21 protein-coding genes are annotated in these 24,685 nt (G+C 62.1%); 3 read left to right on the plus strand and 18 right to left on the minus strand.

Annotated features, from left to right (window positions below; translation table 11 throughout):
• Window positions 1–121: 121 nt before the first annotated feature.
• Together U8L64_RS12885 and U8L64_RS12890 are read left to right on the plus strand one after the other, a co-directional pair.
• Entirely contained in the window at window positions 122–424 is a 303-nt protein-coding gene (locus U8L64_RS12885) for an ArsR/SmtB family transcription factor (protein WP_003290692.1), read from the plus strand.
• A gap of 38 nt (window positions 425–462) precedes the next feature.
• On the plus strand, window positions 463–1,512 hold the full coding sequence (locus tag U8L64_RS12890) for an alkene reductase (protein ID WP_138299711.1): 1,050 nt from the start codon (window positions 463–465) through the stop codon (window positions 1,510–1,512).
• A gap of 167 nt (window positions 1,513–1,679) precedes the next feature.
• Here the strand turns inward: U8L64_RS12890 and fghA are convergent, their stop codons facing one another.
• Window positions 1,680–2,525: an S-formylglutathione hydrolase gene (gene fghA, locus U8L64_RS12895; protein WP_138299710.1), complete on the minus strand. Its 846-nt coding sequence runs from the start codon at window positions 2,523–2,525 to the stop codon at window positions 1,680–1,682.
• 88 nt (window positions 2,526–2,613) lie between these two features.
• Window positions 2,614–3,729 (minus strand): S-(hydroxymethyl)glutathione dehydrogenase/class III alcohol dehydrogenase, encoded by a 1,116-nt coding sequence (locus U8L64_RS12900; protein ID WP_333397932.1) that lies wholly within the window; start codon window positions 3,727–3,729, stop codon window positions 2,614–2,616.
• Window positions 3,730–3,860: 131 nt separating this feature from the next.
• On the opposite strand from U8L64_RS12900, the gene U8L64_RS12905 reads away from it, so the two are divergent.
• Complete coding sequence (locus U8L64_RS12905; protein WP_156716553.1) at window positions 3,861–4,760, plus strand: LysR family transcriptional regulator; 900 nt, start codon at window positions 3,861–3,863, stop codon at window positions 4,758–4,760.
• A 138-nt stretch (window positions 4,761–4,898) separates the two neighbouring features.
• Here U8L64_RS12905 and ispD read toward each other — a convergent pair whose 3' ends face one another.
• From ispD to rseP, 16 genes are all read right to left on the minus strand, one after another.
• Window positions 4,899–5,618, minus strand: coding sequence for a 2-C-methyl-D-erythritol 4-phosphate cytidylyltransferase (ispD, locus tag U8L64_RS12910; protein WP_333397936.1), 720 nt, complete (start codon window positions 5,616–5,618; stop codon window positions 4,899–4,901).
• A complete protein-coding gene (ftsB, locus tag U8L64_RS12915) occupies window positions 5,615–5,902 on the minus strand; it encodes a cell division protein FtsB (RefSeq protein ID WP_333397938.1) in 288 nt (95 codons plus the stop codon). Before ftsB ends, ispD begins: the two co-directional genes overlap by 4 nt.
• 140 nt (window positions 5,903–6,042) lie before the next feature.
• Complete coding sequence (gene eno / locus U8L64_RS12920) at window positions 6,043–7,332, minus strand: phosphopyruvate hydratase (RefSeq protein ID WP_333397940.1); 1,290 nt, start codon at window positions 7,330–7,332, stop codon at window positions 6,043–6,045.
• Window positions 7,333–7,366: 34 nt separating this feature from the next.
• Window positions 7,367–8,212: a 3-deoxy-8-phosphooctulonate synthase gene (kdsA, locus tag U8L64_RS12925; RefSeq protein ID WP_043296503.1), complete on the minus strand. Its 846-nt coding sequence runs from the start codon at window positions 8,210–8,212 to the stop codon at window positions 7,367–7,369.
• On the minus strand, window positions 8,209–9,840 hold the full coding sequence (locus U8L64_RS12930) for a CTP synthase (RefSeq protein WP_333397943.1): 1,632 nt from the start codon (window positions 9,838–9,840) through the stop codon (window positions 8,209–8,211). Before U8L64_RS12930 ends, kdsA begins: the two co-directional genes overlap by 4 nt.
• Window positions 9,841–9,992: 152 nt before the next feature.
• Window positions 9,993–11,300 carry a tRNA lysidine(34) synthetase TilS gene (gene tilS, locus U8L64_RS12935; protein ID WP_333397945.1) on the minus strand — a complete coding sequence of 436 codons (1,308 nt, stop codon included), beginning with the start codon at window positions 11,298–11,300 and terminating at the stop codon, window positions 9,993–9,995.
• Window positions 11,301–11,401: 101 nt separating this feature from the next.
• Complete coding sequence (locus U8L64_RS12940) at window positions 11,402–12,352, minus strand: acetyl-CoA carboxylase carboxyltransferase subunit alpha (RefSeq protein WP_043296507.1); 951 nt, start codon at window positions 12,350–12,352, stop codon at window positions 11,402–11,404.
• A 188-nt stretch (window positions 12,353–12,540) separates the two neighbouring features.
• A complete protein-coding gene (gene dnaE, locus U8L64_RS12945; protein ID WP_333397947.1) occupies window positions 12,541–16,062 on the minus strand; it encodes a DNA polymerase III subunit alpha in 3,522 nt (1,173 codons plus the stop codon).
• Between the two features lie 100 nt (window positions 16,063–16,162).
• Window positions 16,163–16,804, minus strand: a complete 642-nt coding sequence (gene rnhB, locus U8L64_RS12950; protein ID WP_043296511.1) for a ribonuclease HII — start codon at window positions 16,802–16,804, stop codon at window positions 16,163–16,165.
• A complete protein-coding gene (gene lpxB, locus U8L64_RS12955; RefSeq protein WP_333397950.1) occupies window positions 16,804–17,937 on the minus strand; it encodes a lipid-A-disaccharide synthase in 1,134 nt (377 codons plus the stop codon). Before lpxB ends, rnhB begins: the two co-directional genes overlap by 1 nt.
• Before the next feature lies 1 nt (window position 17,938).
• Window positions 17,939–18,715 (minus strand): acyl-ACP--UDP-N-acetylglucosamine O-acyltransferase, encoded by a 777-nt coding sequence (gene lpxA, locus U8L64_RS12960; protein WP_008566889.1) that lies wholly within the window; start codon window positions 18,713–18,715, stop codon window positions 17,939–17,941.
• On the minus strand, window positions 18,712–19,152 hold the full coding sequence (fabZ, locus tag U8L64_RS12965; RefSeq protein WP_043296514.1) for a 3-hydroxyacyl-ACP dehydratase FabZ: 441 nt from the start codon (window positions 19,150–19,152) through the stop codon (window positions 18,712–18,714). Before fabZ ends, lpxA begins: the two co-directional genes overlap by 4 nt.
• A 101-nt stretch (window positions 19,153–19,253) precedes the next feature.
• The gene (gene lpxD, locus U8L64_RS12970; RefSeq protein WP_156716548.1) at window positions 19,254–20,315 is read right to left on the minus strand and encodes a UDP-3-O-(3-hydroxymyristoyl)glucosamine N-acyltransferase; all 1,062 of its coding nucleotides are present in this window, start codon (window positions 20,313–20,315) and stop codon (window positions 19,254–19,256) included.
• Entirely contained in the window at window positions 20,315–20,818 is a 504-nt protein-coding gene (locus U8L64_RS12975) for an OmpH family outer membrane protein (protein WP_003290720.1), read from the minus strand. Before U8L64_RS12975 ends, lpxD begins: the two co-directional genes overlap by 1 nt.
• 46 nt (window positions 20,819–20,864) lie before the next feature.
• Window positions 20,865–23,252, minus strand: a complete 2,388-nt coding sequence (gene bamA / locus U8L64_RS12980) for an outer membrane protein assembly factor BamA (RefSeq protein ID WP_333397954.1) — start codon at window positions 23,250–23,252, stop codon at window positions 20,865–20,867.
• Window positions 23,253–23,321: 69 nt separating this feature from the next.
• Window positions 23,322–24,674, minus strand: a complete 1,353-nt coding sequence (rseP, locus tag U8L64_RS12985; protein WP_333397956.1) for an RIP metalloprotease RseP — start codon at window positions 24,672–24,674, stop codon at window positions 23,322–23,324.
• Between the last annotated feature and the right edge of the window lie 11 nt (window positions 24,675–24,685).

Below are 24,685 nucleotides of genomic sequence, written 5' to 3' on the forward strand. Positions count from 1 at the left end.
TGACAAAGAGCCGCTGAGCTATCGATATCGGCGATAAACATCATCAACCAGATCAATCATATATCGCCAAATCACGATATATAGTTCGCCTCATTCCGATATACCTTTCAACGGAACCGATATGCCGGACGACCTCGACGACATCATCAAAGCACTCGCCCATCCGCTGCGCCGCGACATTCTGCGCTGGCTCAAGGAGCCGCACCTGCATTTCGCCGAACAGCATCACTCGCTGGAGAACGGCGTCTGTGCCGGGCAGATCGATCAACGGGCCGGGCTGTCGCAGTCGACAGTGTCAGCGCACCTGGCAACGCTGCAGAAGGCCGGCCTGATCAGCAGCCAGAAGGTCGGCCAGTGGCATTTCTTCAAGCGCAACGAAGCCGTGATTCAGGCCTTCGTCGAACGCATCGGCCAGTCACTCTGAAGCTCTTCATTTTCCCAATGCACAGGAGCGGTATCGCTATGCCCACTCTCTTCGACCCGATCAAGATCGGCGATCTGGAACTCACCAACCGCATCATCATGGCGCCTCTGACCCGTTGCCGTGCCGAACCCGGCCGCGTCCCCGGCGACCTGATGGTCGAGTACTACGCGCAGCGCGCCGGTGCCGGCCTGATCATCAGCGAAGCCACCTCGGTCACGCCGATGGGTGTCGGCTACCCGGACACGCCCGGCATCTGGTCGGCTGAGCAGGTGCAAGGCTGGAAGAAGATCACCGAAGCCGTGCATGCCAAGGGCGGCAAGATCGTGCTGCAGCTCTGGCATGTGGGGCGTATCTCCGATCCGCTGTACCTCGACGGCCGGTTGCCGGTCGCTCCGAGCGCCATCAAGCCGGCTGGCCATGTCAGCCTGGTGCGTCCGATGAAGGACTACGAAACCCCGCGCGCGCTGGAAACCAGCGAGATCCCGGCCATCGTCGAGGCCTACCGCAAGGGTGCCGAGAATGCCAAGGAGGCCGGTTTCGACGGCGTGGAAATCCACGGCGCCAACGGCTATCTGCTCGACCAGTTCCTGCAGGACAGCACCAACCAGCGCACCGATGCCTATGGCGGCTCGCTGGAAAACCGTGCGCGACTGATGCTTGAAGTGACCGACGCCGCCATCAGTGTCTGGGGCGCCGGTCGCGTCGGCGTACACCTGGCGCCGCGCGCCGATTCGCATGACATGGGCGATTCCAATCGCGCCGAAACCTTCGGCTACGTCGCCCGTGAGCTGGGCAAGCGTGGCGTCGCGTTCATCTGCACCCGCGAATACGCCGGCGAAGATAGCCTCGGGCCGCAGCTGAAGCAGATCTTCGGCGGCGTGTATATCGCCAACGAGCGTTTCACCAAGGAACAGGGCAATGCCTGGCTGGCAGAAGGCAAAGCCGACGCAGTCGCCTTCGGCATTCCGTACATCGCCAACCCTGATCTGGTCGAGCGTCTACGCCAGGATGCACCGCTGAACGCGCCCAAGCCCGAGCGGTTCTACGCCCAGGGGCCGGTCGGCTACACCGATTATCCGTCGCTCTAAGCTCCGGCGATGGAAAGGCCCGGTCGGGAATTCCGACCGGGCCTTTTTTTGTGCCCGTCTTTGGCGTTCATCCTTCCGGTCCGTCCCGAGTGTGATCAACGCCCCCGGCGTGACAGGCAGACGCTCGATTGAGCCGGCACGTGGATGAGGCTACGCCGTCATTCACCCTATGCGTTCAGCGCCTCGGCATGATGGCGCAGATGGTCCTCGATGAAGCTGGCGATGAAATAGTAGCTGTGGTCATAGCCCGGCTGGATGCGCAGGGTCAGCGGATGCCCGGCGGCCCTGGCGGCGGCTTCGAGCGTCCGGGGCTTCAACTGGCTATCCATGAAATCATCACGATCGCCCTGATCCACCAGAATCGGCAGCTTCTCGCCCGCCTCGGCCAGCAGCGCACAGGCATCCCACTCGCGCCAGCGTGAGCGATCCTCGCCGAGGTAGTGACTAAACGCCTTCTCACCCCACGGACAGTCCAGCGGGTTACTGATCGGCGCGAACGCCGACAGCGACCGGTAACGCCCCGGATTCTTCAGCGCGCAGATCAGCGCGCCGTGCCCGCCCATCGAATGCCCGCTGATGCCTCGGCGATCGGAAACCGGGAAGTTCGCCTCGATCAGCATCGGCAGCTCATGCACCACGTAGTCATACATGCGGTAATGCTGCGCCCAGGGCTGCTCGGTCGCGTTGAGATAGAAGCCAGCGCCCAGGCCTAAGTCCCAGGCGCCGTCGGGGTCGTCCGGCACATCCGCGCCGCGTGGGCTGGTATCCGGAGCGACGATGATCAGCCCAAGCTCGGCGGCCAGACGCTGTGCACCGGCCTTCTGCATGAAGTTCTCGTCGGTGCAAGTCAGCCCTGACAACCAGTACAGCACGGGCAGTCGGGCACCCTGCTCCGCGTGCGGCGGCAGGTAGACGGCGAACACCATATCGCAGTTCAGACTGCTGGACCGATGACGGTAGCGCTTGTGCCAGCCACCGAAACTCTTGTTGCTGGAAACGATTTCTAGAGTCATGGACGTGCCTCGCGCAGGGTGAAAAACCGCAAGGTTTTTCACCGGATAAGGTGGATAAGCCGTGCGGCGGCGTTATCCACCCTACAGGTCAGAAATGGATGACGGTGCGGATGCTCTTGCCTTCGTGCATCAGGTCGAAAGCCTTGTTGATGTCGTCCAGCCCCATGGTGTGGGTAATGAAGGTATCCAGCGGGATCTCGCCGGCTTGCGACTTCTCGACGTAGCTGGGCAGCTCGGTGCGCCCCTTCACGCCGCCAAACGCCGAGCCGCGCCATACGCGCCCGGTCACCAGTTGGAATGGACGGGTGCTGATTTCCGCACCCGCCGGAGCGACGCCGATGACGGTCGACTCACCCCAGCCCTTATGACAGCACTCCAGCGCCGCGCGCATCAACTGGACATTGCCGATGCACTCGAAGCTGTAATCCACGCCGCCGTCGGTCATTTCGATAATCACATCCTGGATCGGCTTGTCATGGTCCTTCGGATTGACGAAGTCGGTGAGCCCCAGCTCGCGAGCCACGGCTTCCTTGGCGGGGTTGATGTCGATGCCGATGATGCGACTGGCCTTGGCCATCCTCGCGCCGATGATCGCCGCCAGCCCGATGCCGCCCAGACCGAAGATCGCCACGGTCGAGCCTTCGGTGACCTTGGCGGTGTTGAGCACCGCACCGATGCCGGTGGTCACGCCGCAGCCGAGCAGGCAAACCTTCTCCAGCGGTGCGTCCTTGGGAATCACCGCCACCGAGACTTCCGGCAGCACGGTGTACTCGGAGAAGGTCGAACAGCCCATGTAGTGGTAGACCGGCTGCCCCTGGTAGCTGAAGCGCGTGGTACCGTCCGGCATCAGACCCTTGCCCTGGGTGGCGCGCACGGCGCTGCACAGGTTGGTCTTGCCGGATTTGCAGAACTTGCACTCGCGACATTCGGCGGTATAGAGCGGAATCACATGATCGCCAACTGCCACCGAAGTCACGCCGTCGCCGACCGCCTCGACGATGCCGCCGCCTTCGTGACCCAGGATGCAGGGAAAAACCCCTTCGGAGTCCTGCCCGGACAAGGTGTAGGCGTCGGTGTGGCAGACACCGCTGGCAACGATGCGTACCAGCACTTCACCAGCCTTGGGCGGAGCGACGTCGACCTCGACGATCTGCAGAGGCTGGTTCGGGCCGAAGGCGACGGCGGCGCGCGATTTGATGGTCATGGGGCACTCTCGAGGTGACAAGGAAAGCCAAGAGTGTAATTGAGCGACAGATTGGTTTAATCAGCCTTTTCTGGAAAACATTATTGCCAATCAGGGACAATGGCCCGTGACGGCAGAATGGGAGATCAACGATGAGTCGCTGGGAAGGCCTGGACGAATTCGTCGCTGTTGCCGAATGCGGCAGTTTCATGCGCGCCGCCGAGCATCTGCGCGTCTCGTCTTCACATGTCAGCCGTCAGGTCGCCCGCCTGGAGGAACGTCTGCAGGCACGCCTGCTCTACCGCACCACGCGCCGGGTGTCGCTGACCGAAGCGGGTCACACCTTCTTTGCGCGCTGCCAGCGATTAATCGAGGAACGCGACGAGGCATTCCTGGCAATCAGCGACCTGCACGCCGCTCCCACCGGGCTGCTGCGCATGACCGCGGCGGTGGCCTACGGCGAGCGCTTCATCGTGCCGCTGGTCAACGAATTCATGGCACAACACCCGCAGCTGCGGGTCGAGATCGAACTGTCCAACCGCACACTGGATCTGGTGCAGGAAGGTTATGACCTGGCGATCCGCCTGGGCCGCCTCGGTGAGTCGCGACTGGTCGCCACCCGTATCGCGCCGCGCGCGATGTACCTGTGTGCGGCGCCATCCTATCTGGAGCGCTACGGGCGACCGCACACGCTTTCCGAGCTGGGCCGACACAACTGCCTGATCGGCACCGGTGATACCTGGACCTTCCAGATCGACGGCCGCGAACAGCACTTCAAGCCAAGCGGCAACTGGCGCTGCAACAGCGGCCAGGCGGTGCTGGACGCTGCCCTGCGCGGCTTCGGACTCTGCCAGCTGCCCGACTATTACGTGCAGGAACCGCTGCGCCACGGCGAGTTGGTTTCGCTGCTGGAGTCTAATCAGCCGCCGGACACCGCCGTGTGGGCCGTTTACCCGCAACGGCGCTATCCGCTACCGAAGGTCCGTTTACTCATCGAGGCGCTGAAGATCGGCCTGGCACAGCGCCCCGAATATGCCGGGACGCTGCTCTAGCGCGTACTTAATCATGATCGCGTCAGACGGGCTGACAATCCGGAGACCTGGGCAAAGAGGTTGACGCTGTGCTCGTGCCGTCGTCCACGCGCGGTGCGGCGGCGCTCTATCGCTATCCAGCGGTAGCGAGCGCGGCGTCTAGCTGTTGTCCGGCGTCTTGACCGGCCAACGCTGCTGCAGCCAGAGCAGGTCCTCCGGCCGGGTGACTTTCAGGTTATCTGCCCGTCCTTCCACCATGAGCGGCGCAAAGCCCGCCCACTCCAGTGCCGAGGCCTCGTCGGTGACGCTTACGCCGCTGCGCAGCGCCCTTTCCAGCGCGTCACGCAGCAAACCGAGACGGAACATCTGCGGCGTGTATGCCTGCCAGATCACACTGCGATCCACCGTTTCCAGCACGCGCCCGTTGGCGCCGACACGCTTGAGCGTATCGCGCGCCGGCACACCCAGAAGCCCGCCGACGGCATCTTCGCCCAACTCGGCCAACAGCGTGTTCAGGTCTTCACGCGTCAGGTTGGGGCGCGCCGCATCGTGCACCAGCACCCAGTCCTGGTCCTGCGCACCCAGCTCGCCAAGTCGCTGCAGACCATTGAGCACCGAGTCACAACGCTCGCGCCCGCCGGCGGCGCGCTGCACGCGTTTGTCGCGGGCACAGGCGAGGCCCGGCCAGTACGGATCGGCGTCGGCCAGGCTGACCACCAGTCCGCGCAATCCCGGATGATCGAGAAAGCAGTCGAGGGTATGTTCGATGATGCAACGCCCACCGAGCGGCAGGTATTGCTTGGGGCGATCGGCACGCATACGGCTGCCCACACCAGCGGCCGGTATCACCACCCAGAAATCAGGCAATGCGCGGCTCATTCGGTCAGCTGATAGAGGGTCTCACCCTCTTTGACCATGCCCAGCTCCTGGCGCGCGCGCTCCTCGACCGTCTCCATGCCGGCTTTCAGCTCCAGCACTTCCGCTTCGAGGATGCGGTTACGTTCAAGAAGGCGTTCGTTCTCGCCCTTCTGCTCGGCGATCTGTTTATTCAGGCTGCTGATCTGGGCAAGGCTGCCCTCGCCTACCCACAGACGATATTGCAAACCGCCCAGCAGCAGGATCAGCACGACGAACAACCAGTAGGGACGGCGCATAGCAAGCATGAAACGAACTTCGGCGGTTTTCAGTATGGAAAGATGGCGAGCGCACCGCTGGCGGCCCGAGTGACTTCCGCGGCGTTGGGCGTCGAGCCGATTGAAACAAAAAAGGGCGACTCGCGCCGCCCTTTTTTAAATGTCGCAACTCAGCCGCGGAATTCGGCACGCCCCTTGTAAGGTGCCTTGCCAGCCAGCTGCTCCTCGATACGCAGCAGCTGGTTGTACTTGGACACCCGGTCGGAACGGCACAGCGAGCCAGTCTTGATCTGGCCGGCTGCGGTACCCACGGCCAGGTCGGCAATGGTGCTGTCTTCGGTTTCGCCGGAGCGGTGCGAGATCACCGCGGTGTAGCCGGCGGCCTTGGCCATCTGAATGGCTTCCAGCGTCTCGGTCAGCGAGCCGATCTGGTTGAACTTGATCAGGATCGAGTTGGCGATGCCCTTGTCGATGCCTTCCTTGAGGATCTTGGTGTTGGTGACGAACAGGTCGTCGCCGACCAGCTGGACCTTCTCGCCGATCTTATCGGTCAGCGCCTTCCAACCAGCCCAGTCGGACTCGTCCATGCCGTCTTCGATCGAGATGATCGGATAGCGCTGGGTCAGGCCGGCCAGGTAGTCGGCGAAGCCGGCGGCGTCGAATGCCTTGCCTTCGCCGGACAGATCGTACTTGCCATCCTTGAAGAACTCGCTGGATGCGCAGTCCAAGGCCAGGGTCACGTCGCAGCCCAGCTGGTAGCCGGCCTTCGCGACCGCCTCGGCGATGGCCGCCAGTGCGTCTTCGTTGGAGGCCAGGTTCGGTGCAAAGCCACCTTCATCACCCACGGCGGTATTCAGGCCACGGGCCTTCAGCACGGCCTTCAGGTGATGGAAGATTTCCGCGCCCATGCGCAGAGCGTCGGCAAAGGTCTTGGCGCCGACCGGCTGGACCATGAATTCCTGGATGTCGACGTTGTTGTCGGCGTGCTCGCCGCCATTGATGATGTTCATCATCGGCACCGGCATGGAGTACTGGCCAGGCGTGCCGTTCAGGTCGGCAATATGCGCATACAACGGCACGCCCTTGGCCTGGGCAGCAGCCTTGGCGGCGGCCAGAGACACGGCGAGGATCGCGTTGGCGCCCAGCTTGGCCTTGTTCTCGGTACCGTCCAGTTCGATCATCGCCTGATCCAGCGCCTTCTGGTCGACCGGGTCCTTGCCCAGCAGCAGATCGCGAATCGGCCCGTTGACATTGGCCACTGCGTTCAGCACGCCCTTGCCCAGGTAGCGACTCTTGTCACCATCGCGCAACTCCAGCGCCTCGCGCGAGCCGGTGGACGCGCCGGACGGTGCACAAGCACTGCCGATGATGCCGTTATCGAGGATCACGTCGGCTTCCACGGTCGGATTGCCGCGGGAGTCGAGGACTTCACGACCCTTGATGTCGATGATCTTTGCCATTGTTATTAACACTCCATAGATAGCTGCAAGGCTTTCAAGCAGTTTCGATTGGCGGAAAACTCTTGACCAGATCATCCAGCTGCTTGAGCTGGGTGAGGAAAGGTTCCAGCTTGTTCAGGCGCAGCGCGCAGGGACCGTCGCACTTGGCATTGTCCGGGTCCGGATGAGCTTCCAGGAACAGTCCGGCCAGCCCTTGGGACAACCCTGCCTTGGCCAGGTCGGTAACCTGGGCACGGCGCCCACCGGCCGAATCGGCGCGGCCACCCGGCATCTGCAGCGCATGGGTGACGTCGAAGAACACCGGATACTCGAACGACTTCATAATGCCGAAACCGAGCATGTCGACGACCAGATTGTTGTAGCCGAAGGACGAGCCGCGTTCGCAGAGGATCAGCTGGTCGTTACCGGCTTCCTCGCACTTCTTCAGGATGTGCTTCATTTCCTGCGGGGCGAGGAACTGCGCCTTCTTGATGTTGATCACCGCACCGGTCTTGGCCATCGCCACCACCAGATCGGTCTGCCGCGAGAGGAAGGCCGGCAGCTGAATGATGTCGCAGACCTCGGCCACCGGAGCGGCCTGGAATGGCTCGTGCACATCGGTGATCACCGGCACGCCGAAGGTCTTCTTCACTTCCTCGAAGATCTTCATACCCTCGTCCAGGCCCGGACCGCGGAACGAGGTGATCGAAGAACGGTTGGCCTTGTCGAAGCTGGCCTTGAACACGTAGGGAATGCCGAGCTTCTCGGTGACCCGCACGTACTCCTCGCAGGCCGTCATGGCCAGGTCGCGCGACTCGAGCACGTTGATACCGCCGAACAGCACGAACGGCTTGTCGTTGGCGATCTCGATATTACCGACGCGGATGGTTTTCTGGGTCATGCCTTGCTCGCCTTGTATTCCAGCGCCGCATTGACGAAACCACTGAACAGCGGATGGCCGTCACGCGGGGTGGAGGTGAACTCCGGGTGGAACTGGCAAGCGACGAACCACGGGTGATCCGGCGCCTCGACCACTTCCACCAGCGCGCCGTCGCCGGAGCGGCCGGTAATTTTCAGACCCGCGGCCTGCAGTTGCGGCAGCAGGTTGTTGTTGACTTCGTAGCGATGGCGATGGCGCTCGACGATGCGCTCCTGGCCATAGCATTCGAATACCTTCGAGCCCGGCTCCAGACCGCACTCCTGCGCGCCCAGACGCATGGTGCCGCCGAGATCGGAGGAGTCGGAGCGCTTTTCCACCGCACCGCTGGCGTCTTCCCATTCGGTGATCAGCCCCACCACCGGGTGAGTACTGTTCTTGTCGAACTCGGTGGAATTGGCGTCCGTCCAGCCCAGCACGTCACGCGCGAACTCGATGACCGCCACCTGCATACCGAGGCAAATGCCCAAGTACGGAATCTTGTTCTCGCGGGCATATTTCACCGTGGTGATCTTGCCTTCCACGCCACGCAGACCGAAGCCGCCGGGTACGAGGATGGCATCTACCCCTTCGAGCAAGCCGGTGCCCTGGTTCTCGATGTCTTCGGAGTCGATATAGCGCAGGTTCACTTTGGTACGGCTCTGGATGCCAGCGTGGCTCATGGCCTCGATCAGAGATTTGTAGGCATCGAGAAGTTCCATGTACTTGCCGACCATGGCGATGGTGACTTCGGTCGAAGGATGCAGCTTGGCATCGACCACGCGGTCCCATTCGGAGAGATCGGCGCCGCTACACTTGAGATCGAAGCGCTCGACGACGTAATCATCCAGGCCCTGCGCATGCAGGATGCCCGGAATCTTGTAGATGGTATCGGCGTCCGGCAGGCTGATCACCGCGCGCTCTTCGACGTTGGTGAACAGCGCGATCTTGCGCCGCGAGGAGACATCGATGGCGCGATCGGAACGGCAAACCAGCACGTCCGGCTGCAGGCCGATGGAGCGCAATTCCTTCACCGAGTGCTGAGTCGGCTTGGTCTTGGTTTCGCCGGCGGTGGCGATATACGGAACCAGCGTCAGGTGCATCAGCATGGCGCGCTTGGCGCCCACTTCCACACGCAGCTGACGGATCGCCTCGAGGAAGGGTTGCGACTCGATGTCACCGACGGTGCCGCCGACTTCCACCAGCGCCACGTCCGCATCGCCAGCGCCCTTGATGATGCGGCGCTTGATCTCGTCGGTGATATGCGGAATGACCTGAATGGTCGCGCCCAGATAATCACCCCGACGCTCGCGGCGCAGTACGTCCTCGTAGACGCGTCCGGTAGTGAAGTTGTTGTTCTGGGTCATGCGCGTGCGGATGAACCGCTCGTAGTGGCCCAGGTCCAGGTCGGTCTCGGCGCCGTCGTGGGTGACGAACACCTCACCGTGCTGGAACGGGCTCATGGTGCCTGGATCGACGTTAATATAAGGGTCCAGCTTGAGCATCGTGACCTTCAGGCCCCGCGCCTCCAGGATGGCCGCCAATGAAGCCGAAGCGATGCCTTTCCCCAAAGAAGAAACAACACCACCCGTGACGAAGATGTAGCGCGTCATGAAAAACCCTAGAAGTCTGCGTTAAGCGGCCAGCGCCGCCGGGGGAAAGCGAAGATGCCATTGCGCACCGGGCGGCAATAGCGCAACTACCACGGATTCGAAGAAACCGCAGAAGCTGTATTGAGACGGGAGCGTAGTCTACTGGAAAGCACCTACCAGCTCAAACCTGCGTCGTCCGGCGGCGGCTGCCAGTCGAACGCCAGCGGCAGCGCGCGCAGACCGGGCAGATTCGCCACGCCGACCAGTTGGCCATCAACGTAGAGCAATGGCAGGCGCGCTCTGACGAACCGCGGCACACCCACCTCATTGAGCAAGCGCTTGAGGTCGCGGCTACCCCGCCCCGGCACCTGCAGCACTTCACCACCCTGCCGGTAGCGCACCTCGTAACGCGCCGGCGCGGCGACACCCGCGATCCGCACCGAGCCGTTGTCAGGCAGTTGCAGCGATTGATTGGGATCATGCCAGAAGACCGGACCGACCACCGGGCGCAACCAGCATCCCGACAGCCACCACAGGCGATCGCCACAGCGGTGCAGTTCGCCAGCGGCCAATCGCCACACGGGCGTCGCATCCACGGCAGCGCTGCACAGCGACTCCCAGCCCTGCCAATGTTCGCTGTCAGGCAACGCGGTGAACGACGCTAGCCAGTGTCGCAATGCATTGCGCTGCCGGGCGGGACTGAGCGACAGCATGGGCCCAAGCATAAGGCTCGGCACCGGCAGCCAGGCGTAAGCGGTGGGCGGCGCCATCATCGCAAGATCCATCTCCGCCAGCTCGTCCAGCAACCTCTGCGCCTCGGTCATGTGCGCGGCTGTGCGCGCCAGCGTCGTTGCGCTCTGCGGCCAGCGTTGCGCAAGCATTGGCATCACCTGATGACGCAGATAATTACGTGAGAAATCTAGGCTGTCATTGCTGGGATCCTCGACCCAGGCCAGTCCCAGGCGCCGAGCATGAGCCTCCAGCTCGCCCCTGCTTACATCAAGCAGCGGCCGCATCAGCCAACCGCGACCGAGCCTGCGCCTGGCAGGCATGGCAGCCAGCCCGCGCACACCGGCACCGCGCAGCAGGCGGAACAGCAACGTTTCGGCCTGATCGTCGCGATGCTGGGCCGTCAGCAGCACCTCGCCTTCTTCGAGGCGCATTTCGATGGCGGTGTAGCGTGCCTGCCGCGCCGCCTGCTCCAGGCTGCGCCCCGCCTCGACCTGCACGCGCACCACCTCGAGCGGAATCCCAAGCGCCGTGCAAACGCGCCGGCAGTGCTCAGGCCAGGCATCCGCCGCGGACTGCAAACCGTGATGAACATGGATCGCCCGCAACGGGGGAAGCGCTTCGCGCCGCGCAAGGTCGGCCAAGAGCTGCAGCAGCACCGTGGAGTCGAGCCCGCCGGAGAACGCCACGCACCAACGCGGCGCATGACGGGCGCAACTCAACGCAGACGACAAACGGGCTTCAAGAGACATATCGATCACGGCGCAAATTCACAGAGCGCAATGCCCCAAATGAAAACGGACAGGGCACATCAGTGCACCTGTCCGTTGGTATCGCCTGGATGATGGCGCAATCAGGCGATGCCGTAGCTCATCAGACGCTCGTAACGACGCGCCAACAGCTTGTCGGTGTCCAGCGACTTGAGCATATCGAGCTGCTTGATCAGCTCCTGGCTCATCGAGGCCGCCATCGCCGCCGGATTGCGATGTGCGCCGCCGAGTGGCTCGGGAATCACCTTGTCGACGATGCCCAGGTCCTTCAGACGCTCAGCGGTCACACCCATCGCCTCGGCCGCCTCCGGTGCCTTCTCGGCGGTGCGCCAGAGAATCGAGGCGCAGCCTTCCGGCGAGATCACCGCGTAGGTGGAATATTGCAGCATGTTCAGCTGGTCGCAGACGCCAATGGCCAACGCACCGCCGGAACCGCCCTCGCCAATTACCGTGGCGATGATCGGCGTCTTCAGGCGCGCCATCACACGCAGATTCCAGGCAATAGCCTCACTCTGGTTGCGCTCCTCGGCGTCGATGCCCGGATAGGCGCCTGGAGTGTCGATGAAGGTCAGGATCGGCAGCTTGAAGCGCTCGGCCATTTCCATCAGGCGGCAAGCCTTGCGATAGCCTTCTGGACGCGGCATGCCGAAATTGCGGCGCACCTTTTCGCGCACTTCACGACCCTTCTGGTGACCGATCACCATTACCGGCTGACCGTTCAGGCGAGCCGTGCCACCAACGATGGCCGCGTCATCGGAGAAATGACGATCTCCGTGCAGCTCTTCGAACTCGGTAAACAAATGATTGATGTAATCCAGCGTGTAAGGACGCTGCGGGTGGCGGGCCAGGCGGGCAATCTGCCAGCTGGTCAGATTGCCGAAAATGCTTTCGGTGAGCGATTCGCTCTTGTCCTGCAGGCGGGCAATCTCGTCGCCGATGTTCAGCGAGTTATCGTTGCCGACCAGGCGCAACTCTTCGATCTTGGCTTGCAGGTCGGCAATCGGCTGTTCGAAATCGAGAAAATTCGGGTTCATAGGCATCCGTCATGCGTCGACGGCCAGGCGGCCGGGAGGCTGTTCCGTTTTTTGCGCCATACCTTACGGGAGCGGCGCTTCGAGGTCGAACAAAAATTGTTCGGAACCATGACCCGATCGAGACCGGGCCGTTCTGGCACTACGCGAGCAGTGCCAAGAGGATCAGGGTGCTCGGCAGCGACCACCCGTCATCGGTATTGCAGGAAGACGTTGTCGCGTCCGAACTGGTCACGCAACGCCTGAATCAAGTTGTCTGCCGGATCGATACGCCAGTTCTCGCCGAACTGCAGCAGCGCACGCGCATCGGCCCCGGTGTACTCGAGCGTGATTGGACAGGCACCACGATGCCGCCCGAATACATCGGCAAGCCAGCGCATCCGATCGCCTTTGAGCGCCTCGCTGGCAACCTTGACCCGCAGGCTTTCGGCCAACCCGGTACGCGCCTCCTCCAGACTCATCACCCGCTTGGCCCGCAGGCGCAGGCCTCCAGAGAAATCGTCGTTGCTGACTTCGCCTTCAACCACCACTAACGCATCCGTCTGCAGCAGCGCCTGAGCGGTGTTGAAGGCTTCAGCGAACAGCGATGCCTCGATACGTCCGGAGCGGTCATCAAGAGTGATGAACCCCATCTTGTCGCCTTTCTTGTTCTTCATCACCCGCAGGTTGACGATCAGCCCGGCGACGGTCTGGGTGTCACGCGCCGGCCGCAGGTCGACGATGCGCTGCCGGGCGAAGCGCCGCACCTCGCCCTCGTACTCGTCGATGGGATGGCCGGTGAGATACAGCCCGAGGGTATCTTTCTCCCCCTTCAAACGCTCCTTGAGCGACAGTTCACGCGCCTTGCGGTGATTGGCGTAGACATCCGCCTCGGGTTCGGCGAACAGCCCGCCGAACAGGTCCATGTGGCCGCTTTCTTCGCTGCGTGCCGTCTGCTCGGCGGCCTGCACCGCCTCTTCCATCGCCGCCAGCAGCACCGCGCGATTACGGTCGATGTTGGCTTGATAGGCCTTGGCTTCCTCATGGAAGTACGGCCCGAGGCGATCCAGCGCACCGGAACGGATCAGCGCTTCCAGCGTGCGTTTGTTGATGCGTTTCAGGTCCACGCGACTGCAGAAATCGAACAGATCCTTGAATGGTCCGCCTGCGGCGCGGCACTCGGCGATCGCTTCGACCGGGCCTTCGCCGACGCCCTTGACCGCGCCCAAGCCGTAGACGATGCGGCCATCGTCGTTGACGGTGAACTTGAACTCGGAGACGTTCACATCGGGCGGATCGATGCGCAGCTTCATGCTGCGGCATTCCTCGATGAGGATCACCACCTTGTCGGTGTTGTGCATATCCGCCGAGAGCACTGCGGCCATGAACGGCGAGGGGTAATGCGCCTTGAGCCAGGCGGTCTGGTACGAGACCAGGCCGTAGGCGGCCGAGTGCGACTTGTTGAAACCGTAGCCGGCAAATTTCTCCACCAGATCGAAGATGTTGCCCGCCAGCTCCCCATCGATACCGTTATTGGCGCAGCCCTCGATAAAGCCGCCGCGCTGCTTGGCCATTTCTTCCGGCTTCTTCTTGCCCATGGCGCGACGCAGCATGTCTGCGCCGCCAAGGGTATAGCCGGCCATGACCTGGGCGATCTGCATCACCTGTTCCTGATACAGGATGATGCCGTAGGTGGGCTTGAGCACTGGCTCCAGGCCCGCGTACTGGTAGTCCGGGTGCGGATAGGAAACTTCGGCACGACCGTGCTTGCGGTTGATGAAATCGTCCACCATGCCCGACTGCAGCGGGCCGGGGCGGAACAGTGCCACCAGTGCGATGAGGTCTTCCAGACAGTCGGGCTTGAGCTTCTTGATCAGCTCCTTCATGCCGCGCGATTCGAGCTGGAACACGGCCGTGGTCTCGGCCTTCTGCAGCAGCTGGTAGGTCGGCTTGTCGTCCAGCGGGATGAAGTCGATATTGACCGGTTCCAGCCCCTTCTTAGCCTGCTCGCGGTTGATGGTCTCCAGCGCCCACTTGATGATGGTCAGGGTGCGCAAACCGAGGAAGTCGAACTTGACCAGGCCGGCCTGCTCGACATCGTCCTTGTCGAACTGGGTCACCAGGCCGCCACCCTCCTCGTCACAGGCGATCGGCGCGAAATCCGTGAGTTTGGTCGGAGCGATGACCACACCGCCAGCGTGCTTACCGGTGCCGCGGGTGATGCCTTCGAGCTTGAGCGCCATGTCCCAGATTTCCCGGGCGTCCTCGTCGACGGCAAGGAAATCGCGCAGCGGCTCCTCCATCTCGTAGGCCTTTTCCAGGGTCATACCGACTTCGAAGGGAATCATCTTCGACAAGCGATCGGCCAGACCATAGGACTTGCCCTGCACCCGCGCGACGTCGCGTACCACTGCCTTGGCCGCCATCGAGCCGAAGGTGATGATCTGGCTCACGGCGTTGCGCCCATAGGCTTCGGCCACGTAGTCGATCACCCGGTCGCGGCCATCCATGCAGAAGTCGACGTCGAAGTCGGGCATCGAGATCCGCTCGGGGTTGAGGAAGCGCTCGAACAGCAGATCGTAGGCCAGCGGGTCGAGGTCGGTGATCTTCAGCACGTAGGCAACCAGCGAGCCAGCGCCCGAACCCCGGCCAGGCCCCACCGGCACGCCGTTGTTCTTCGCCCACTTGATGAAGTCCATTACGATCAGGAAGTACCCTGGGAAGCCCATCTGGATGATGGTGCCCAATTCGAACTCGAGGCGGTCGATGTACACCTGCTTCTTCGCCGCGTAATCGGGCGTGTCCTTGGGCAGCAGGACTTCCAGACGCTCTTCCAGCCCCTCGTAAGAGACCTGGCGCAAGTAGTCATCAATGGTCATCCCGGCGGGCACCGGGAAGTTGGGCAGGAAGTAGGTGCCCAGCTGGACTTCGATGTTGCAGCGCTTGGCAATTTCGACGGTGTTTTCCAGTGCCTCCGGCAGATCGGCGAACAGCTCGGCCATCTCCGCCGGGGTCTTCAGATACTGCTGGTCGGAATAGTTGCGCGGGCGACGCGGGTCATCGAGGGTGCGCCCCTCGCCGATGCAGACTCGCGTCTCATGGGCCTCGAAATCTTCCTGCCGGAGAAAGCGCACGTCATTGGTCGCCACCAGCGGCGCACCGCAGCGCCCGGCGAGCGCCACCGCGGCATGGAGATACTCCTCGTCGTTGACCCGGCTGGTGCGCTGAACTTCAAGGTAGAAGCGCTCGGCAAACACTTCGCTCCATTCCTTCAGCAACGCCTCGGCCAGCCCTTCGTCACCATTGAGCAGGGCCTGGCCGATCTCCCCCTCCTTGGCTCCTGACAGTGCGATCAAACCTTCCGCCGCTTGCTTGACCCAGTCGCGCTCGATGACGACCAGGTCGTTGCGCTGGCCTTCGGTCCAGCCACGAGAAACCAGCTCGGTGAGGTTGCGATACCCCTTGGCGTCCATCACCAGCAACGTCAACCGACTCAGCGGACCATCCTCCTCACGGCTGGCCAGCCAGATGTCGGCGCCGCAGATGGGCTTGATCCCGGCGCCCTGCGCCGCCTTGTAGAACTTGACCAGCGAACACATGTTGCTTTGATCCGTCACCGCCACGGCCGGCATGCCGGTGCCGGCGACTGCCTTGGTCAGTGGCTTGACGCGCACCAGACCGTCGACCAGCGAAAACTCGGTATGCAGACGAAGATGGACGAACGAAACAGACATGAACGAATCCCGGAAGCGACGGTGACAAGCCGGCGATTGTAACGGAAAGTCGGTCAACGGGCCGCGGAATGGCGCCAGAAGGCGCTGTGACAGCTGGCGATCAGCTGACCAGTTCGCCAACCGCCGCGGCGGTGCATGTGAGTGCGGCTCGCTCAAGCAGCACGCGCACCGGCGCGAAGGAGCGCCGATGGATGGGCGTCGGCCCTAGACTTTCCAACGCCTGGAGGTGCGCCGGAGTCGGGTACCCCTTGTGACCGGCCAGCCCGTAGCCCGGGTAAACCAGATCCAGGGCCTGCATTTCCCGGTCGCGGCTGACCTTGGCGAGAATCGAGGCGGCAGCGATCGCCGGCACGCTGGCATCGCCCTGCACCACCGCCGCGCTGGGCACCGACAGAACCGGGCAGCGGTTGCCATCGATCAGCGCCAGTCGCGGCAACACACTGAGCCCTTCTACCGCTCGCTGCATTGCCAGCATGGTGGCGTGCAGAATGTTCAGTCGATCGATCTCTTCCACCTCGGCGCGAGCGATGCACCATGCCAGCGCCTTTTCCTGAATCTCGTCGAACAGCACCTCACGCCGGGCTTCGCTGAGTTTCTTCGAATCATTGAGCCCCTGAATCGGTCGCAATGGATCGAGGATCACCGCCGCGGTGACCACCGGGCCGCACAGCGGGCCGCGCCCGACCTCGTCGACGCCAGCCACCAGCTCCTGCACCAGATCGAAGTCGAGTCCTAACTGCATCAGCCTTGCCCGATCAGGCCAAGCACCGCGTCGGCCGCCTGGCGGGAGGCCTCGCAGCGCAGGGTGCGGTGGATCCGGTCGAAGTCCTCGGTCTGCACATCGCCGTTGTCGAGCAGTGGTGACAGAGCTTGGGCCAGCGCCTCGGGCGTCGCCGCTTCCTGCAGCAGCTCAGGCACCAACAGGCGCTGCGCCAGCAGATTAGGCAAGGCCACGTAAGGGCTTTTCACCAGCCGCTTGAGAATACGGTAAGTCAACGGTGCCACACTGTAGGCGACAACCATCGGGCGCTTGAACAGCAAGGCCTCCAGCGTTGCCGTGCCCGACGCGATCAGCACAGCGTTGCACGCTGCCAGCGCTTCGTGAGAACGTCCATCCACCAGGGTCAGCGGCAAGTCACGCCCGGCCAGCATGGCCTCCAGCTGCGTACGACGTTCAGGGCTGGCACAGGGCAGCACAAAACGCACCCCCGGACGCACCGCACGCAGGCGCTCGGCTGCAGCCAGGAATAGCTCGCCGAGACGTGCCACTTCGCCGCCCCGACTTCCCGGCAACAAGGCAACAACCATTCCCTGCGCAGGCAGACCCAGCGCCTGACGCGCCGGTTCACGCTCGGTGTGCAGCGGAATCGTGTCGGCCAGCGGATGTCCAACGAAGCGCACCGGAACCCGGTGCTCCTCATAGAACTTTGCCTCGAACGGAAACAACGTCAGCATGAGGTCGCAGGCATCGCGAATCTTGAAGACCCGCTTCTGCCGCCAGGCCCATACCGAGGGACTGACGTAGTGAACGGTGCGAATACCCGCACGACGCAGCTTGAGCTCGAGATCCAGATTGAAGTCCGGTGCATCGATACCGATGAACACATCCGGCCGCGCCTCAAGCAGGTCACGCAATAGCCGCCGGCGTCGCGCCAGCAACTCGGGAAGTCGCCCCAGCACCTCCACTAGCCCCATCACTGCCAGACGCTCGAGCGGAAAGAACGACGTCAGGCCTTCGGCTTCCATTCGAGCGCCACCGACGCCAATGAACTGCACATCGGGATGACGCGCCTTGAGCGCCTGCATCAATCCAGCGCCGAGAATGTCACCGGACGACTCACCGGCAACCAGCGCAACCTTCAGCGGCACGCGCATATCAGCGGGTAATACCGCGGGTCGAGGCCTGGATGGAGTCACGAAACATCGCCACCTCCGCAAACGTCTTGGCGTCCTCCGCCAGCTCCGCCAGCGCCGCCTCGACAGTCAACCCCTTGCGGTAAACCACCTTGTAGGCACAGCGCAGCGCATGAATGGCCTCATCGCTGAAGCCGCGCCGGCGCATGCCCTCGAAGTTCATGCTGCGCGCCTCGGCAGGGTTGCCGAACACGGTGACGAACGCCGGCACGTCCTTACCGATGGCGGTTCCCATGCCGGAAAAGCTGTGCGCGCCGATATGGCAGAACTGATGCACCAACGTGTAGCCGGAAAGAATCGCCCAGTCGCCAACGTGGACATGGCCCGCCAGTGCCGTGTTGTTGACCAGAATACAGTGGTTGCCGATCACGCTGTCGTGGCCGATATGCGCGTAGGCCATGATCAGGTTGTGATCGCCGAGCGTCGTCTCGGAACGATCCTGTACGGTACCGCGATGGATCGTCACGCCTTCACGAATCACATTGTGATCGCCGATCACCAGCCGTGTCGGCTCGCCCTTGTACTTGAGATCCGGCGTATCCTCGCCGACGGAGGAAAACTGGAAGATCCGGTTATGCCGGCCGATCACGGTCGGCCCCTTGATGACCACGTGCGACGCGATCACCGTTCCCTCACCAATTTCGACATTCGGCCCGATGATTGACCACGGTCCGACCTGGACGTCATCCGCCAGTCTGGCCGTGGGATCGACGATGGCACGAGGGTCGATCAAAGTCATAGTTCGCGTTCCGCACAGATGATTTCGGCCGAGCAAACCGCCTTGCCATCGACGCTGGCCTGGCACTCGAACTTCCAGATGCCGCGTTTAACACTGAGGAACTTCGCCTCGAGGACCAGCTGGTCGCCCGGCAGCACCGGCTGGCGAAAGCGCAGCTTGTCGGAACCGACGAAGTAGTACAAGGTCCCATCCGAAGGCGTCGCGCCCATCATCTTGAAGCCCAGCAGACCGGCGGCCTGCGCCATCGCCTCGATGATCAGAACGCCCGGCATGATCGGATGCTGCGGGAAATGGCCATTGAAGAACGGCTCGTTGATGGTCACGTTCTTGTATGCGCGAATGCGCTTGGCGTCCGTATCCAGCTCGACCACACGGTCTACCAGCAAGAACGGGTAGCGGTGAGGCAGGTATTCGCGAATCTCGTTGATATCCATCATGTCAGCAAAAAGCCCGTAAATGAGTATGGGAGCCGCCATCGCCCGCGCCGCCGGCGCAGGCAGGCACTACCCTTGAAAAAGACGGCGATCGGGGAGATAGCTCAGGCATCAGAAGCCGTATCCCCATCCGGGGTCACGGCGGCGAGGCGCTTTTCCAACTGTTGCAGGCGACGCGCCATATCATCGAGGTGGCGAATACGCGCCGCGCTCTTGCGCCATTCGGCTGCCGTTTGCATCGCCGTACCGGACGAATAGCTGCCCGGTTCGGTGATCGAACGCGTCACCATCGTCATACCGGTCACGAAGACGTTATCGCAGACTTCGATGTGTCCAACCATGCCGACACCGCCCGCGATCATGCAGTTACGGCCAATCTTGGTGCTGCCGGAGATACCCGCGCAGCCCGCCATCGCGGTGTTGTCTCCGATCTGCACGTTGTGCGCGATCATGATCTGGTTATCCAGCTTGACGCCGTTGCCGATCAGCGTATCGGATAACGCTCCGCGATCGATGGTGGTATTGGAGCCAATCTCAACATCATCGCCGATGGTAACGCCGCCAATCTGAGCGATCTTTTGCCACACGCCCTTTGCGTTGGCGAAGCCGAAGCCCTCGCCGCCGATCACCGCGCCGGACTGAATAACCACCCGCTTGCCGATCCTGACATCGTGGTACAGCGTGACACGCGGCGCCAACCGCCCACCCTCGTCGATACGGCAGCGTGCACCGATGTAGCACTGGGCGCCGATTACCACATCAGGGCCGATCCAGGCGCCCGCCTCGATGACCGCATAGGCACCGATGCAGACCGAAGGATCGACCTGAGCGTCCGCTGCGATGATCGCGCTCGGATGAATGCCGGCCGCAACCGCCGGTCGCGTCTCGAACAGATGCGAGGCTCGGGCGTAGGCCAGATAGGGGTTCTCGATAACTAATGCGGCGCCGCTATAGCCGGCGGCATCCTCCGGCGTTAGCAGCACCGCGCCGGCACAGGTATCTTCAAGGAACTTGCGATACTGGGCATTGGCCAGAAAGGTGAGATGCTGCGGTCCCGCGTCCTGCAGCGTGGCCAGACCGTGGATCGGCAGAGCCGCATCGCCACGCAGCGTGGCTCCCAGCAGCTCGGCCAGCTGGCCGAGCGTATACACGATAGAAGACATGATCAGCGCAGCTGGTTCATACGCTCGATGACCTGGCGGGTGATGTCGAACTGGGGTTTGACATCGACCACCGCGCCACGCTCGAACACCAGATCGTAATTACCCTTCTTGATGACCTCTTCCACTGCCTGATCAAGCTTCGGCTTGAGCTGCTTGAGCATGTCCCGATCAGCAACCGCCTTGGCCTCGTTCAGCTCCTTCGACTGGAACTGGAAGTCGCGAGCCTTCTGCTTGAACTCCAGCTCCAGACGCTCGCGCTCAGCCTGCTGCATCTTGTCGCCATCCTTGACCAGACGATCCTGGATGCGTTTGGCATCGCTCTCCAAGGTCTTGAGCTTGTTCAGCTGGGGGCCAAACTTCTTCTCGGCATCCACTGCGTAACGCTTGGCCGCATCGGATTCGAGCAAAGCCATCTGATAGTTCATCACCGCGATCTTCATCTCGGCGAAGGCCGGAGTCGCAACCAGAGCCGCGACGACGAGGAACAACTGAGTCAACTTACGCACGGTATACACCACTCCTGAAAAGACACTGAAGCGCAGCGCTGCAGTATTAGAATGTTTGCCCAAGCGAGAACTGGAAGACTTGGGTATCGGCATCGTCCGGCTTCATCACCGGCATCGCCAGGCTGAAGCTCAGCGGCCCCATCGCCGTGATCCAGGTCAGACCGACGCCCACCGAGCTGGCCATATCGCCGAAGTCGATATCGCTGCATTCTTCCGAGCCGGAAGGACAGTTGGTATCGAAGACGTTACCGACGTCCCAGAACACGGAAGTGCGAAGCGAGCGCTGATCCTTGACGAACGGCATCGGGAACAGCACCTCCAGACCGCCCTGGACGAGCACGTTGCCGCCGAAGGGCAATGGATCCTGATCATCGGTGCAGCGCCCCGAGGAGTCACAGGAGCCTTCCGGCAACAGGTTCCCAGAAGAATCATACGCTCGGCTTGGCGTACTACGTGGTCCAAGACTGCTGTCTTCGAAGCCGCGCACGGAGTTGAAACCGCCTGCGTAGTAGTGCTCATAGAACGGCAGCCGCGAGGTCGAGCCGTAGGCGTCACCGTAACCCAGACGGGTGTGCATGCGCAGCGTGTAATCCTTGCTCATCGGAACGAACAGCTGGCCGTTGTAGTCGAGCTTGTAGAACGACAGATCGCTGCCGGGTAGCGTCGTTTCGAAGACCAGGCTCTGCGAGTGACCGCGCGTGGCGAGAACGCCGCGATTGAGCGTCGATTCCGACCAGCCTATCGAACCCTTGAAATTGAGGAAGCTATCGCCCTCTTCGTCCATGAAGTCGTAGATTTCATCGACCGTGTAACGACCGGTGTCCAGATCGTCCTGCTGCACCGACAAACCGAACGACAGGCGCGCCGTTTCACTGATCGGGTAGCCGATATTCACACCGCCACCCAAGCTATCGACGGAATAGCTGGAAACGTCGTAATCCAGCTCATCGTAGTCAGTGGTGCGATAAAACGCATTGTAGCCCAGGCTGACACCGTCTTCGGTCCAGTAGGGATCGACGAAACCAAAGTTGTAGCGCGACTGGTACTCACTGCGCGTCAGACCGAGTGACACACGGTTACCAGTGCCCAGGAAGTTGTTTTGGCTGATCGAACCACCCAGGATCAGGCCGGCGTTCTGAGCGAAACCAACACTGGCCATGATCGAGCCGGACGGCTGTTCTTCGACGCTGTAGTTGACGTCGATCTGGTCCTCGGTGCCCGGCACCTGCGGAGTCTCGACGTTAACTTCCTTGAAGAAACCAAGACGCTCCAGACGGGTCTTGGACTGATCGATCAGATAGGTCGAGGCCCAGCCACCCTCCATCTGGCGCATTTCACGCCGCAGTACTTCGTCCTCGGTCTTGGTATTGCCTCGGAAGTTGACGCGATTGACATAGGCACGATTACCCGGATCGACCACGAAGGTGATCGAAACGGTATTGTCTTCGTCATGTGCCTGCGGCACGCCGTTGACGTTGGCGAACGTGTAGCCCTCGTTGCCCAGACGACGAGTGATCAGCTCGGACGTAGTGGTCATTACCTTGCGTGAGAAGACCTGCCCTTCCTTGGCCAGCAGCAGTGCCTCTACCTCCTGCTGGGGCACCTTGAGGTCACCGCTGAGTTTGACTTCGCGCACGGTATAACGCTCGCCTTCGGCGATGTTGACCGTGACGTAGACATCCTTCTTGTCGGGGGTGATGGATACCTGGGTAGAAGTGATATCCATGTTGATGTAGCCGCGATCCAGGTAATAGGAGCGCAGCCGTTCGAGGTCGCCGGAGAGCTTTTCGCGGGCGTACTTGTCATCGTTGCGGAAGAAGGACAACCAGTTGGAGGTCTTCAGCTCGAACAGGTCGATCAGGTCCTCTTCAGGAAAAACCGTATTACCTACGACGTTGATGTGCTTGATGGCGGCGACCGAGCCTTCATTGATCTTGATCTTGAGGGCCACGCGATTGCGTGGTTGCGCAACCGCCTCGGTTTCGATGGTAGCCGAGTAGCGGCCTTGCGCGACGTACTGACGCTGCAGCTCGTTGCGTACTCCCTCGAGGGTGGCGCGCTGGAAGATCTCGCCCTCGGCAAGACCCGACTGCTGCAGTCCGGCTAGCAGGTCCTCCGTTTTGATTGCCTTGTTGCCTTCGATTTCGATGGCCGAAATTGATGGTCGCTCGACCACGCTGACTACCAGCACGTTACCTTCGCGACCGAGCTGGATGTCTTGAAAGAAGCCAGTCTTGAATAACGCGCGGGTGGCCTCGACCAGGCGTCCGTCATCGGCGGCATCGCCCACATTCAGCGGCAGCGCGCCGAATACGCTACCGGCGGAAACCCGCTGCAAACCGTTAACCCGGATATCGGAGATGGTAAAGGACTCAGCGTGAACTTCGGCGATCATCAACGCGGAAATTACCGCAGGTAGCAGCAGACGTTTCATGAAGTCCTTTCTTATTCAAACCTGAAAAAATGAACTCGCGATTGGTGCAACGACATTCAGAAGCCCGCGTCACAGACGGCCGATATCGTTGACCAGCGCCAGCAGCATCACTCCGACGACCAGTGTGATACCGATCTGCATCCCCCACCCCTGGACTCGATCAGACAAAGGCCGGCCTCGAACCCACTCGACCAAATAGAAGAGCAGATGGCCCCCGTCGAGTACCGGGATAGGCAGAAGATTGAGAACCCCCAGACTAATGCTCAAATAGGCGAGGAAATTCAGGAAATCCCCCAGACCCGACTGGGCAGAAGCGCCCGCCACTTTAGCAATGGTTATCGGGCCGCTCAAGTTTTTTACCGACAGCTCTCCGAGCAGCATTTTCTTCAGCGAATCGAGCGTCAGAAGGCTCATTGCCCAGGTTCGCCTGCCCCCTTCGGCCAATGCCTCGAGCGGGCCGAAGCTAACCTCGCGCAGCATCTCGGCGGGCCACTCGCCCGCAGCGACACCCGCACCGAGATAACCTCGAGCAGCCGCCCCCTCGCCGCGGACGCCGAGCGTCAATGTGATTTCCTCTTGTCGGCCTTCCCGCTCAACAATCAAGCGAACCGGTTGACCTGGCAGGCTCCCGACCCGGTCGATAACCTGCTGCCAGTCCGCCAGCGACTGGTCATTCAGGCTCAGCAGACGATCGCCAAGAGCGACGCCGGCCGCTTGTGCCGGCCCCTCGGGGTCAAGCTGCGCGATTACAGGGACCACCTGCGGACGCCACGGACGAATACCGAGCGCACCGATCGGGTCCGGCTCCTCGACGCCCTTCAGCCACTCATGCAGCACAATCCGGCGGTGCTGCTCCTGCGAAGCGCCCAGCTCGCGCACCGTCAGGTCCAGCTGGCCGCTTTCACCGAGACGCCGAACCAGCTGCAGATTGACCTCTCCCCAGCCCGCCACCCGCTTGCCATTGACGGCCAGGATTTCCTCGTCTGCCGCCAGCCCCGCCTGTTCGGCAAGACTGCCTGCCTCTACCGCGCCGATGACGGGCCTCACCTGTTCACTGCCGAGCATTGCCAGCAGCCAGAAGAACACCAGGGCGAGTAGAAAATTGGCCAGAGGTCCGGCCGAAACAATAGCGAAGCGCTGACGCACGGACTTGCGATTGAACGCGCCACCGAGCAATGCCTCCGGCACCTCGGCCTCTCGCTCGTCGAGCATCTTGACGTAGCCGCCCAAGGGAATCGCGGCAATCACGAACTCGGTGCCGTGACGATCCGACCAGCACAGTAGCGGTTTACCGAAGCCGACCGAAAAGCGCAGGACCTTGACGCCGCAGCGCCGCGCTACCCAGAAATGCCCGAACTCGTGAAACGTAACCAGCACACCCAGGGCGACCAGAGTGCCGACAATCATGTAAAGCGTGCCCATCGAATCCTCCA

Source organism: Pseudomonas sp. FIP_A4 (genome assembly GCF_036701605.1).
GTDB classification, from domain to species: Bacteria; Pseudomonadota; Gammaproteobacteria; order Pseudomonadales; family Pseudomonadaceae; genus Stutzerimonas; species Stutzerimonas phenolilytica.

Bases quoted from the DNA above. Each gene is read 5' to 3' on its own strand.
- rseP (WP_333397956.1), bottom strand. From the start codon at position 24,674: ATGGGCACGCTTTACATGATTGTCGGCACTCTGGTCGCCCTGGGTGTG.
- U8L64_RS12885 (WP_003290692.1), top strand. From the start codon at position 122: ATGCCGGACGACCTCGACGACATCATCAAAGCACTCGCCCATCCGCTG.
- U8L64_RS12930 (WP_333397943.1), bottom strand. From the start codon at position 9,840: ATGACGCGCTACATCTTCGTCACGGGTGGTGTTGTTTCTTCTTTGGGG.
- ftsB (WP_333397938.1), bottom strand. From the start codon at position 5,902: ATGCTTGCTATGCGCCGTCCCTACTGGTTGTTCGTCGTGCTGATCCTG.
- tilS (WP_333397945.1), bottom strand. From the start codon at position 11,300: ATGTCTCTTGAAGCCCGTTTGTCGTCTGCGTTGAGTTGCGCCCGTCAT.
- ispD (WP_333397936.1), bottom strand. From the start codon at position 5,618: ATGAGCCGCGCATTGCCTGATTTCTGGGTGGTGATACCGGCCGCTGGT.
- fabZ (WP_043296514.1), bottom strand. From the start codon at position 19,152: ATGATGGATATCAACGAGATTCGCGAATACCTGCCTCACCGCTACCCG.
- U8L64_RS12900 (WP_333397932.1), bottom strand. From the start codon at position 3,729: ATGACCATCAAATCGCGCGCCGCCGTCGCCTTCGGCCCGAACCAGCCT.
- bamA (WP_333397954.1), bottom strand. From the start codon at position 23,252: ATGAAACGTCTGCTGCTACCTGCGGTAATTTCCGCGTTGATGATCGCC.
- lpxB (WP_333397950.1), bottom strand. From the start codon at position 17,937: ATGCGCGTGCCGCTGAAGGTTGCGCTGGTTGCCGGTGAGTCGTCCGGT.
- eno (WP_333397940.1), bottom strand. From the start codon at position 7,332: ATGGCAAAGATCATCGACATCAAGGGTCGTGAAGTCCTCGACTCCCGC.
- rnhB (WP_043296511.1), bottom strand. From the start codon at position 16,804: ATGCAGTTAGGACTCGACTTCGATCTGGTGCAGGAGCTGGTGGCTGGC.
- U8L64_RS12940 (WP_043296507.1), bottom strand. From the start codon at position 12,352: ATGAACCCGAATTTTCTCGATTTCGAACAGCCGATTGCCGACCTGCAA.
- U8L64_RS12905 (WP_156716553.1), top strand. From the start codon at position 3,861: ATGAGTCGCTGGGAAGGCCTGGACGAATTCGTCGCTGTTGCCGAATGC.
- kdsA (WP_043296503.1), bottom strand. From the start codon at position 8,212: ATGACCCAGAAAACCATCCGCGTCGGTAATATCGAGATCGCCAACGAC.
- lpxA (WP_008566889.1), bottom strand. From the start codon at position 18,715: ATGACTTTGATCGACCCTCGTGCCATCGTCGATCCCACGGCCAGACTG.
- U8L64_RS12890 (WP_138299711.1), top strand. From the start codon at position 463: ATGCCCACTCTCTTCGACCCGATCAAGATCGGCGATCTGGAACTCACC.
- dnaE (WP_333397947.1), bottom strand. From the start codon at position 16,062: ATGTCTGTTTCGTTCGTCCATCTTCGTCTGCATACCGAGTTTTCGCTG.
- fghA (WP_138299710.1), bottom strand. From the start codon at position 2,525: ATGACTCTAGAAATCGTTTCCAGCAACAAGAGTTTCGGTGGCTGGCAC.